The sequence below is a fragment of the Streptomyces sp. F001 genome (assembly GCF_004187715.1).
Taxonomy (GTDB): domain Bacteria; phylum Actinomycetota; class Actinomycetes; order Streptomycetales; family Streptomycetaceae; genus Streptomyces; species Streptomyces flavusporus.
Genome location: NZ_QZWF01000001.1, coordinates 691,412 through 703,054, shown reverse-complemented (window position 1 = coordinate 703,054; position 11,643 = coordinate 691,412). Strand labels below are relative to the sequence as shown.

General features: G+C 69.8%; 10 protein-coding genes. 4 read left to right on the top strand and 6 right to left on the bottom strand.

Translation table 11 applies throughout. The annotated features are described in order from the left end of the window. Positions 1-73 precede the first annotated feature (73 nt). Together glpK and StrepF001_RS03225 are read right to left on the bottom strand one after the other, a co-directional pair. Positions 74-1,594 (bottom strand): glycerol kinase GlpK, encoded by a 1,521-nt coding sequence (glpK, locus tag StrepF001_RS03230; RefSeq protein ID WP_129796742.1) that lies wholly within the window; start codon positions 1,592-1,594, stop codon positions 74-76. 20 nt (positions 1,595-1,614) lie between these two features. Continuing rightward, positions 1,615-2,364 carry an MIP/aquaporin family protein gene (locus StrepF001_RS03225; protein ID WP_129796741.1) on the bottom strand — a complete coding sequence of 250 codons (750 nt, stop codon included), beginning with the start codon at positions 2,362-2,364 and terminating at the stop codon, positions 1,615-1,617. Positions 2,365-2,498: 134 nt separating this feature from the next. Between StrepF001_RS03225 and StrepF001_RS46255 the strand changes: the two genes are divergently transcribed. Continuing rightward, positions 2,499-2,939, top strand: coding sequence for a helix-turn-helix domain-containing protein (locus StrepF001_RS46255; RefSeq protein WP_206306759.1), 441 nt, complete (start codon positions 2,499-2,501; stop codon positions 2,937-2,939). Next, positions 2,828-3,619, top strand: coding sequence for an IS630 family transposase (locus tag StrepF001_RS03220; RefSeq protein WP_206306758.1), 792 nt, complete (start codon positions 2,828-2,830; stop codon positions 3,617-3,619). Before StrepF001_RS46255 ends, StrepF001_RS03220 begins: the two co-directional genes overlap by 112 nt. A gap of 420 nt (positions 3,620-4,039) precedes the next feature. Here StrepF001_RS03220 and StrepF001_RS03215 read toward each other — a convergent pair whose 3' ends face one another. The 3 genes from StrepF001_RS03215 to StrepF001_RS03205 all read right to left on the bottom strand — a co-directional run bounded on the left by StrepF001_RS03215 (position 4,040) and on the right by StrepF001_RS03205 (position 7,516). Continuing rightward, positions 4,040-5,692, bottom strand: a complete 1,653-nt coding sequence (locus tag StrepF001_RS03215) for a GGDEF domain-containing protein (protein ID WP_129796740.1) — start codon at positions 5,690-5,692, stop codon at positions 4,040-4,042. Between the two features lie 211 nt (positions 5,693-5,903). Further along, on the bottom strand, positions 5,904-7,094 hold the full coding sequence (locus StrepF001_RS03210) for a lipid-transfer protein (protein WP_129797494.1): 1,191 nt from the start codon (positions 7,092-7,094) through the stop codon (positions 5,904-5,906). Next, complete coding sequence (locus StrepF001_RS03205) at positions 7,091-7,516, bottom strand: zinc ribbon domain-containing protein (RefSeq protein ID WP_129797495.1); 426 nt, start codon at positions 7,514-7,516, stop codon at positions 7,091-7,093. Before StrepF001_RS03205 ends, StrepF001_RS03210 begins: the two co-directional genes overlap by 4 nt. A gap of 155 nt (positions 7,517-7,671) precedes the next feature. Between StrepF001_RS03205 and StrepF001_RS03200 the strand changes: the two genes are divergently transcribed. Both StrepF001_RS03200 and StrepF001_RS03195 read left to right on the top strand, forming a co-directional pair. After that, entirely contained in the window at positions 7,672-8,481 is an 810-nt protein-coding gene (locus StrepF001_RS03200; RefSeq protein ID WP_129796739.1) for a M15 family metallopeptidase, read from the top strand. 47 nt (positions 8,482-8,528) lie between these two features. Then, positions 8,529-9,065: an NUDIX domain-containing protein gene (locus StrepF001_RS03195; RefSeq protein WP_129796738.1), complete on the top strand. Its 537-nt coding sequence runs from the start codon at positions 8,529-8,531 to the stop codon at positions 9,063-9,065. A gap of 2 nt (positions 9,066-9,067) precedes the next feature. Here StrepF001_RS03195 and StrepF001_RS03190 read toward each other — a convergent pair whose 3' ends face one another. Next, positions 9,068-11,434, bottom strand: coding sequence for a glycoside hydrolase family 31 protein (locus tag StrepF001_RS03190; protein WP_129796737.1), 2,367 nt, complete (start codon positions 11,432-11,434; stop codon positions 9,068-9,070). Positions 11,435-11,643: the final 209 nt, after the last annotated feature.

Genomic DNA, 11,643 nt, shown 5'->3' with positions numbered 1-11,643 from the left:
CACGAGTACGGCCCGTACCCCCGCCGACCGGGGTACGGGCCGCAGTCCGAAAACGGCGTCACGCGCGCGTGGTTCAGTCCTCGCCGTCCTCCAGCCAGCCGAAGCTCTTCTCCACGGCCTTGCGCCAGTTGTGGCACTCACGGTCCCGCACGGACGCCTCCATGGTCGGCGTCCACTCGACGTCCCGCTGCCAGTGCGCTTTGAGCTCGTCGAGGTCGTTCCACACGCCGGTGGCGAGTCCGGCCGCATACGCGGCGCCCAGACAGGTCGTCTCGGACACCCGGGGCCGGATCACCGGCACGCCGAGCACGTCTGCCTGGTGCTGCATCAGGAGGTTGTTCTTCGTCATGCCGCCATCCACCTTCAGCGTGGTGATGTGCACCCCGGAGTCCTGGTACATGGCATCCACGACCTCGCGCGTCTGCCAGCTCGTCGCCTCCAGCACCGCGCGCGCGAGGTGCGCCTTCGTGACGTACCGGGTGAGTCCGGTGACGACGCCACGGGCGTCGGAGCGCCAGTACGGGGCGAACAGGCCCGAGAACGCGGGCACGATGTAAGCGCCGCCGTTGTCCTCGACGCTTGCCGCCAGCGTCTCGATCTCGTCGGCGGTACGGATGATGCCGAGCTGGTCGCGGAACCACTGCACCAGCGCACCCGTTATGGCGATCGAGCCCTCCAGGCAGTAGACGGGAGCCTCACTGCCGATCTTGTAGCCCATCGTCGTCAACAGCCCGCTCTTCGACGGCACCGGCCGGTTGCCGGTGTTGAGCAGGAGGAAACTGCCCGTGCCGTATGTGTTCTTCGCCGATCCCACGTCGTAGCAGGCCTGCCCGAACACGGCAGCCTGCTGGTCCCCGAGCGCCGACGCGACCGGGACGCCGGCGAGTTGGCCCACAGCCGTCCCGTACACCTCGGCCGATGACCTGATCTCAGGCAGGACGGACTCGGGCACGTTCATCGCGGAGAGGATGGACCGGTCCCATTGGAGTGTCTCCAAGTTCATGAGCATGGTGCGTCCGGCGTTGGTCACATCGGTGACGTGCCGGCCGCCGTCGGTGCCGCCGGTGAGATTCCAGATGAGCCAGGAGTCGATGGTGCCGAAGGCGATCTCGCCCCGTTCGGCGCGTGCCCTGAGGCCGGGCACGTTGTCGAGCAGCCAGGCTGCCTTGGGGCCGGAGAAATAGCTGGCCAGCGGCAGTCCGGTCTGCTCGCGGAACCGGTCCTGGCCGTCCGGGCCGCCGAGTTGGTTGCAGAGTGCGGCGGTGCGGGTGTCCTGCCACACGATGGCGTTGTGCACAGGCTTGCCCGTGGCGCGGTCCCACAGCACCGTCGTCTCGCGCTGGTTGGTGATCCCGAGCGCGCTGAGCTGGTCGGCGCGCAGCCCGGCCTTGGCGATCGCCCCGGCGACCACGGCCTGCACCTTGGACCAGATCTCGGTGGCGTCGTGCTCCACCCACCCCGGTTTGGGGAAGATCTGCCGGTGCTCGCGCTGGTCGACGGCGACGATCGCGCCGTTCCGGTCGAAGATGATGCAGCGGCTCGACGTGGTGCCCTGGTCGATCGCGGCGACGTACTTCTCGGCGTTGTCCGTCATGGCTACCCCTTGGGCTCGGTTCAGAAGGCTGCGTTGTAGATGAGGCCCGCGAGTGCTCCTCCGACGAGCGGGCCGGCGACCGGGATCCAGGCGTAACCCCAGTCGGAGGTGCCCTTGTTCGGGATCGGCAGGAAGGTGTGCACGATGCGCGGGCCGAGATCGCGCGCGGGGTTGATCGCATAGCCGGTGGGCCCGCCGAGGGAGAGACCTATGCCGACGACCAGCAGTGAGACGATCAGCACAGTGGTTCCGGATTCACCGAGACCCTCGGTCAGGCCGAAGGCGAGGATCGGCAGGACCAGCGCAATGGTCGCGATGATCTCTGTGATGAGGTTCGCGAGCGGATTCCGGATCTCCGGGATGGTGGAGAAGATGCCGAGGGTCGGAGTCGGTTCGTCAGCCGTGCCCTCGGTCGTGCCGGACGTACGGACATTGGCCTGGAACTGGGCGAGATACACCAGGTAGGCGAGGACGGCGCCGAGCATGGCACCGATGATCTGGCCCAGTAGATAGACCCAGACCGTGCCCCACTCGCCGGTGTCGACGGCGATGCCGAGGGTGACGGCCGGATTGAGATGCCCGCCCGACAGGGGAGCGGCGGTGTAGGCGCCCGCCAGGACGCCGAAACCCCAGCCGAAGGCGATCACGATCCACCCCGAGGCCCGCGCCTTGGAGTATCTGAGGGTGACGGCGGCGCAGACACCGGCCCCGAACAGGATGAGGATCGCGGTACCGATGATCTCGCCGACGAAGATGTCTCCGTTGCTCATGGCGGCTCCTAGTAGATTGTCGCTGCTAAGTATGGCTCTGATTGGTGGAGTTGACGGTCGGGCAGTCTCCCCTCGCCGCTTCACTTCGGCCGGGCGGGGGTGCCATGTCGTCACAGAAGAAGTATCCGGTTGCCTTGAGTGCTGAGGATCGTCAGGCGTTGGTGCGGGTGACCACGACGGGGGTCCGCAGCGCGTCGATGATCAGGCGGGCTCGGGTGCTGCTCGCGTTGGACAGGTCGGTCGGCGAGGTCGATCCGCGGGCGGTGATCGCGGCACGGGTCGGGGTCTCGTGCGAGTCGGTCCGCCTGATCTCGAAGCGGTACGCGGAGACCGGCGGCGATGTGTGGGCCACGGTCGGCCGGAAGGAACGCGCATGCCCGCCGGTGCCCTCCCCGGTGACCGGCGAGGTCGAAGCCCGGCTGATCGCGCTGGCCTGCTCGACGCCGCCCAAGGGACATGCCCGGTGGTCGCTGCGCCTGCTGGAGAAGCACGTCGCGCTGATCGAGGACATCCCGAACCTGGACCACTCCACGATCGGCCGGGTGTTAAAAAAACGGAACTTCGTCCTCACCTGAAGAAGTGCTGGACCATCCCGCCCTCCGCGAATGCGGCCTTCGCCGCGGCGATGGAAGACGTCCTGGCGGTTTACCGCCGCCCCTGCGACCCGGCGCGCCCGGTGGTGTGCATGGACGAGAAGCCGTACCAGCTGCTCGGCCACGTCCGCGATCCGCTTCCCCCGCGGCCCGGCCGTGACCGCCGCGAGGACAACGAGTACGTCCGCTCGGGGACCTGCTCGATCTTCTGCTGGGTTGAACCGCTGCGCGGATGGCGACGCGTGGATGCCCAGCCCCGCCGGACCAAGGTCGACTGGGCGCGCCAGGTCGAACACCTGCTGACCGTGGACTATCCCGACGCCGCCACGGTCGTGCTGGTGATGGACAACCTCAACACCCACACCATCGCCTCGCTCTATGAGGCGTTCGACCCGGGGAAAGCCTTCGCGCTGGCACAGCGCCTGGAGATCCACCACACCCCCAAACACGGATCCTGGCTCAACATCGCCGAGATCGAGCTCTCCGCGCTCACCCGCCAGTGCCTGGACCGCCGCATCGACGACCTCGCCGTGCTCAACGCCGAACTCGCCGCCTGGCAGCAGCAGACCAACAGCGACCAGCGCCAAGTCGACTGGCACTTCACCACCGACGACGCCCGCGTGAAACTGCGCCACCTCTACCCAACCGCACAGCAAAACTAAGTTGCGACAATCTACTAGGCGCTGGCCCGGAGTGATCGACCCCGGTCCTCCGTGCAGGGTGAGTGTCCCGTTGCTCACGTGCCGACGTCAGCCGAAGGCAGGGAGGGTTCCGCGCCCCGCCCGGCGTCCGTGACGAGAGTGCCGTGGCAGCCGAATCACCCGTGGGGGAGCGGGCCTTGGCTCGGAGGGCCCATGCGGCGCATTGCCGTAATACGCCGAGAATGTACGGCGATGTCGACTGACACCGGGAAGTGTTCACCGGCGCCCAAGGGGCGTCAAGGTCGCCGACAGCAACGGTTCAGAGCCCGCGTACGCGCGCCGGCCCACCGTCCACGCCGACTCGCTGTGCAGCAGGGCTCGGCACCGACCGGCGCGAACCTCGGGACCGGTGCCGCAACCGGCCCGCGCCGGGCCGACCGCTCACCCTCGCCCGGGGTCCCCCACCGCGCACCCCGCCTGGCTCGCCGCCGACTCCGAACCGCGCCGGATCTCGTGCCCGGATGCCCCTGCGCGGCCCAGCACCCAACTCGCGCCGTTCAGCGACTTCGCGGCCTTCTTGAGCGGCGCCAGCCAGGCGGCCGCCTGCCGGTGATCCGTCACGCTTCCGGGCGCGCACAGCACCGTGGCGAGGGACAACGTCACCGGGCGCCCGCCCGCCGACCAGGGCGTGTCCAGGACCGAGGCGGCGAGCGGATCCAGCCCTTCCGGGTCGGCCAGCACCAGGAAGTCGTCCCCGCCGATGTGTCCCACGCGGGTGCTGCCGGACGCCGCGAGCTGCAGCGCCCGCCCCACCGACCGGATCAGCTCGTCACCAGCCGCGAACCCTGCTCCGTCGTTCACCTGCTTGAAGTGGTCGACATCCAGCCAGCTGAGAGCGAACGTCCGCCCGTCCGCGATCCGCCGGTCCACCTCACCGGTGATCGCGTCCGAACCGGGCAGCCGGGTCAGCGGATTGAGCCCGGCCGCCTCCTCGACGCGGGTCTCAGCCAGCGCTCGCACGAGGTCCGCCAGTCGTACGACGCCCACGCACCGGCCGTACGCGTCGACGACGGCCACGTCGTCCGAGGTACGATCCCTGCCGCCGTCCGCCACCACGTCCAGCACCTCCCACGCGGTGGCGTCGACCCCCACCGTCCGCGGCGGATCGCCCAGCTTCGCCGCGGGCCGGTCGGCGTACAAGGCGTGTCCGTAGCGGCCCGACATCGACAGCAGGAAGCGCGAACGGTGCACGGACCGCACCGGCACTCCCTCCCCGTCCACGAGCAACACGCCGGACACCTCCGGCGAGCCGGTCAGCAGTGCCCGCACCTGGGCTGCGGACGCGTGCGCGGGCAGCAGCGCGGCAGGCCGGACGAACTCGCGCACCAGTGGGCCCGAACGCGCCGGTGCCTCGACCCCGGCGGAGCGGAGCGGAACGTATACATCCACTGTGGGCAGCCTGGCCGGCGGTGCGAACAGCTCACCCTGGGCCAGTTGCGCCCCGGCCGACAGCGCCGCCGCGCACTGGAATTCGGTCTCCACCCCCTCCACGGACAGCAGCGCCCCCACCTCGTCGCACAGCGTCCGCATCGCCCTCACCGCTGCCGCCCGCGCCAGCAGGGACGCGTCGAGCTTCACCAGGTCGGGGGCGATGTCCGTGAGCAGCCGCAGCGGTACGTCGCCGTCTCCGACACCGTCCGCGCTGATCCGGAAGCCCTGCTCGCGCAGCGCGGTGACCGCCTCCAGGAGGGCCTGTTGTGGCACATGCGTGTACGGCGGGCAGACGTCGATCGTCACCTCCCACGGCATCCGGCCCACCGCGCGCACGGCATCGTGCAGCGAGGCGAGACCGCCCAGGTCGGCCAGGGTGCCGGCGAACACGTTCACATGCAGCGGCAGCAGCGTCTCCTTGCGAACCGCTGCGCGGAGTCCCAACACGGCCAACTGACCGTCGAGTTCCGGGTCCCGACGGGCCTCGGCCAGGACATCGCCGGCCTCCGGACGGGCGAGGACCTCCAGAGCCGCGATCCCGCCGGTGGACAGGTTGACCACCGGTTGGAAAGCGAAGCGGAGCGTATCCGACCAGGAGTGCACGGGAGCATGATGGCGCTGCCGGAGCGCGCAGAGGCCCAGTTCATGAGACGTTCACGCAGGATTCCGGGCCGATCACGCAGCGTACGAAAAACCTGCCACCAGCCTTGCCGAGCCGCTGAAGCCGCACGCATACGTTCGACTCGGTGACCTCCGTGCGCCAAGCCGTCGGTGTGTGTACTGCGGTCGGTCGCACCGTGGGCACGCCTGCTGCTCACCGAACCGCGATCACCGCAGATCCGTGCCCGAACAGGCCCTGGTTGGCCGTGATCCCCACGCGCGCCCCGGAGACCTGCCGGTCACCGGCATGCCCCCTCAACTGCCAGGTGACCTCACAGACCTGGGCGATCGCCTGGGCCGGAACCGCCTCCCCGAACGAGGCCAGCCCACCGCTCACGTTCACCGGTATTCGCCCGCCCGGTGCCGTCGCGCCGTCCCACAACAGTTTCGCGCCCTCGCCCGCGCCGCACAGCCCCAGATCCTCGTACCACTGCAACTCCAGGGCCGTGGACAGGTCGTACACCTCGGCTACGGACAGGTCCTCCGGGCCTGTGCCTGCCTCCTCGTAGGCCGCACGCGCGATGGACGCCCGGAACGGCTCGGTGGCGCTCGCCGCTGCCGCAGCGGGGTCCGTTGCGATGTCCGGCAGGTCCAGCACCGTGTTGGGGTAGCGCGGCGTCACCGTGGACACCGCCCGTATCCGCACCGGCCGGTCCACCCCGTGCCGCCGCGCGAACTCCATGCTGGACAGCACCAGCGCCGCCCCGCCGTCCGAGGTCGCGCAGATGTCGAGCAGCCGCAGCGGATCGGCGACCACCGGAGAGGCGGCGACGTCCTCCGCGGTGACCCTCTTGCGGTAGCGCGCGTTCGGATTCAGCGCACCCAGCGCTGCGTTCTTCACCTTGACCTGCGCGAAGTCGTCCAAGGTGTCCCCGTGGACGGCCATCCTTCGCCGCGCGTAGAGCCCGAAGTACGTCGGATTGGTCGCTCCGAGCACTCTGAACCGAAGCCAGTCGGGGTCGTCGGGCCGGTCACCGCCGGCCGGCCGGAAGAACCCCTTGGGCGCGGCATCGGCGCCCACCACGAGCACCACGTCCGCGAGCCCCGCGAGGATCTGGGCCCGCGCGCTGTACACGGCCTGTGCCCCTGATGCGCACGCCGCGTACACGCTGGTCACCCGCGCCCCCTGCCAGCCCAGCGCCCTGGCGAACGTCGCCCCGGCCACATACCCCGGATAGCCGCCGCGTACGGTGTCCGCGCCGACGATCGAGCCGACCTGCAGCCAGTCCAGCCCGGCGTCGGCGAGCGCCGCGCGGGCCGCCGTCGCTCCGTACTCAACGAAGCTGCGCCCCCACTTGCCCCACGGGTGCATGCCGGCCCCGAGCACCGCCACGTCTCCCATCACTTCGTCACCCCCGTAGGCCGCCAGTTCCATGTCGTCCAGATCGTCTCCGCGTCCTCGTAAAGCACGCCGGGAACGACCTCCACCTCCATGCCCACCGCCAGGTCGGCGACGGTCACTCCGGGAACTGCCTGCCCCAGAACCACGATCCGCTCGGACTCCAGCTCCACAGCGGTCAACGTGTACGGCTCCCACGGAAGTTCCGGATCGGTCACATACGGTGACGGGGGCCGGTACCGGCTGTCCGTGTACGACCAGATGCGGCCCCGGCGCGAGAGGGGCACTTCCTGCAGAGCCCCGCCGGAACACCCGGGGTTGCGGCAATGGGCGTCCTCACGCGGAAAGAAGACCGCGGCGCAGGCCGAGCAGCGCGTGCCCAGGAGACGGAAGCCGTCCCCGTCACCGGTGAACCATCCGGCCACCACGGGTGTGCATATACGCAATGGTCCTCCCGCACGGCAAACAGAACTGACGGTCCGTCAGAAGTCTGTCACGGCAAGCTCGTTCCGTCACCCGATCGGACGCGCACTGCCCCCTACCGCTTCCCGGATGCCGATCTCTCCGGCAATATGTAGGAGACATGACACGACTTTCCCTGGTGGTCCGCGGCCTGATCACCTCATTCGCCGCCGCGCTGGCTCTGACCACCGCCTCCGCCACCGCCCAGGCGAAGACCGAGCCCAAGGCGCCCGACGGCTTCGTCGCACTGCGCACCGTGGACCGGACGATCATTCAGGAGATGCGCTACTTCACCCCGCACAATTTCGTGGGTGAGCGCATCGACGGCTACCGGCAGCCCCTCTGCATTCTCACCCGCCCCGCCGCCGAGGCGCTCCACGAGGCCCAGGCGATCTTGTTGCGCCAGGGCTACACACTGAAGGTCTACGATTGCTACCGGCCACAGCGAGCCGTGAACCACTTCGTCCGCTGGGCCAAGGATCTCGACGACCAGGCCATGAAGAACGAGTTCTATCCGAATGTCGACAAGACCCGCCTGTTCGCGGACGGCTACATCGCCGAGAAGTCCGGCCACAGCCGCGGCTCCACCGTGGATCTCACGATCGTGAAGCTCCCGGCCAGGCCGGCCCGGCCCTACGCCCCCAGAGAACCCCTCGTGCCCTGTTACGCACCCCAGAGCGAGCGTTTCCCCGACAACACCGTCGACATGGGCACCGGATTCGACTGCTTCGACACCCTCTCCCACACCCTCGACCCGCGCATCCAGAGCGAGCAGCGGGCCAACCGGCTCCTGCTCAAGAACGTCCTGGAAGACCTCGGATTCGTGAACCTGGCCGAGGAATGGTGGCACTACACGTACAAGCCCGAGCCTTACCCGGACACCTACTTCGACTTCCCCGTGTCGGCGAAGTCGCTCGCCCACGACCACTGAGCGGCCTGGGGAAGACGCCCTCTCCAAGATCGGCTACAGTCCGCCGCGTGTCCGAGACTCAACACCTCATCCCCAACCCCGCGCCGAACTCCCACTGTTCGAGCTGCGGATCGCCCTACGGAGAGGGCGTCTCCGGCTGGCCCCGCACCTGCCCGGCCTGCGGCACCGTCGCGTACCGCAATCCACTCCCGGTGGCGGTCGCCCTCCAGCCGGTCTACGACACCAAGGGCACTGCTCTGGTCGTCGTCATCCGAACCGTGGCCCCCGCGCGCGGGGGCATCGCATTGCCCGGCGGTTACATCGACGACCGTGAGGACTGGCGGCACGCCGTCGTCCGAGAGCTCAAGGAGGAGACGGGCATCGAGGCGGCGAGCCGCGAGGTACGGCTTGTCGACGCGATGAGCTCGCCCGACGGCCATCTGCTGGTGTTCGGTGTCCTTCCGGAACGTCCCGCCGACAGCCTCCCGGAGTCGGCTGCCACTGACGAGACGGAGGGCTGGCATCTCCTGCGCAGGCCCGAGGAACTCGCCTTCCCCCTGCACACGCTCGCCGTCCGAGCCTGGTTCGAGGGCAGGTACGTCTGACGTCAGCGGTCCCCGAGCCCGCGTACACGCACCGGATGGGGCGGCTCGCCCATGCGGTCGGCATCCTCCCGCTCGACGACCACCCGCGAGCCCTCCCAACGCACGGCATACCGCTCGATCTCCGATTCCTCCCACCCGTCGCCGACGTCCGGGACGACCAGCCCGCCTCCACCGCGTCCCGGAGCGGGAGCCCACACCTCCAGCTCCAGTGCGCCGTCATCCCCGCGCACAGGGAGGACGGAACCCGCGCGCGCGAGCACCGGAATCCGCGACAAAGGGGCTTCGACGAGAACCTGCGCGGGCCCCTCGTACATCTGCTCCGTGGCCGTGTCGTACCAGAGCCCCCGGGGCAGCTGCACGGCACGCCGGTCCGCGCCGGGATCGAGCACGGGCGCCACCAGTAGGCAGTCGCCCAGCAGGAAGGCGTCCTCGCAGTCCCGCAGAGCCCGGTCCTCGGGCGCGCCCCACCACAGCGGCCGCACATAGGGCGCCCCTGTACGGCGGGCCAGGTGCGACAGCGTCATGAAGTACGGCAGGAGCCGCCGACGTTCGACGAGCGCCACGCGAGCATGCTCCAGCACCTCGGCGCCGAACTCCCACGGCTCCCTGCGCCCCGCTCGCAGACTCGCATGCGTGCGGAACAGCGGCAGGTACGCTCCGAACTGGAACCAGCGCAGATACAGCTCGGGCGACGGACTTCCGTCGAAGCCGCCCACGTCCGGCCCCGAATACGGCACTCCGCACAGGCCCAGCCCAATGACCAGCGACAGTGACGCCCGCAGCCCCGGCCAGCCCGTCGCCACGTCACCGGACCAGGTGCCTCCGTAGCGCTGCATGCCGACCCAGCCAGAGCGCGAGAACACAAACGGCCGCTGCTGTGGCGCCAGTTCGCGCAGCCCCTCGTATCCCGCCATCGCCATGCACAGCGCGTACACGTTGTGCGCCTCGCGATGGTCGCCGCCCCGCCCCTCCAGGGCATGCCGGGACGATCTCGGCAGGGTCGGTTCGCCGAAGGCCGCGAACGACGTCGGCTCGTTCATGTCGTGCCAGAACCCGGAGAACCCCTGAGCGAGCCGCTCCTCATAGAGGCCACCCCACCACTCACGTACGCGCGCGTGCGTGAAGTCCGGGTACACCACCTCGCCCGGCCACACCACGCCCCGCACCAGCTCTCCCGAGCCGTCCCGCACAAACGCGTCCTCCGCCGACCCGCTGTCGTACACGTCGTTGCCGGGCTCGGCCTTCACCGCCGGATCGACGATGGACACCAGCCGGATCCCGTCCCGCTGCAGCTCCTCGGCAAGCTCCGGCAACTTCGGAAAGTGCTCGTGGTCCACGGTGAACACCTGGTGGGCGTCGTAGTGGTCGATGTCCAGATGGACCGCGTCGAGCGGCAGGCCATGCTCCCGATACCCTGCGACGATCCGCCGTACCTCCTGCTCACTGCCGAAGCCCCACCGCGCGTGATGGTGGCCCAGCGCCCATGCCGGCGGCAGCGCGGGCGCCCCGGTGAGCGAGGCCCAGGCAAGCAGCACGCGCGCGGGAGTGCCCACGATCACCCAGCACCGCAGCGGACCGCCGTCCATGCGCAGTTCGCTCATCCCTGCCCGGTCGTGTCCGGAACCGGCCCCCTCCTCGCCCTCCCGCAGCGTGACGGTGCCATCCCACGTGCTGTCATGGAACACCAGATGCGAGCCCGCATCGGCCACCACGAACTGCACGGGCATCGTGATGTACAGCGGATCGTCCCCAGGCGCGAACGCGCGGCCCGGATCGGTGTTCCACAGCCGGTACGTACCGTCCCGCAACCGCGGCCCGGATGCGCGCCCGCCGAGTCCGAAGAAACGCGCGTCCGCCGGCACCTCCGACCGCTGCAACCAACGCGCCCGGTCTCCTCCGACCGGCTCCCACCACCGCGGCGGCAGAGCGCGACGCAGGGTCACGCCCCCGGGGGTGCGCACCTCGACAGCACCGTTCCGCGACACCACGACGGTCACCCGCTCGGCCACGACGCGCCAGCCGCCGTCCTTGTCCGGCTCCAGCACCGCGCGGGGGTCGGGCTCCGGGCAGCGCCCGGCGAGCGCGTACGAGGGCTCCGGCCCCACACCGTCCCAGCCCCAGAAGACGGCCCCGTTCACCGCGACGACGATCCGCAGCCGGGACCTGTCGAACCGCAGAGTGCCACCACCCTGCCCCGGTTCCACATCCCGCACCTGTCCGGGCACTCTCGCGCGCTCGGCACCCCGCGGCGGCAGCCCAGCGGCGTCGGCGCGCCTTCTGCGCCACGCCGCCCGAACGGTACGCAATCCCTGGGCCGCCCGCACGGAACCCACCGCCTTCACCGAACGCACCAGGTCACGACCGTCCATGCTGCTCAGCCTGCCATTGACCGGCCCATAAGAGGGTGCCGTTCAACTGCCGTTCACCCGTGCCACGACCACATCTTCACGACGCGGACTATGTGGGTGGCACCCTGGTGTACAAGTCGATCACATGGCATCGTCCGTGACAGCCGCGTCACGCGCGCACCCCAGCCCGTGCGCGAGCGACGCCACACGACGCGCACAGCCCGGGAGCC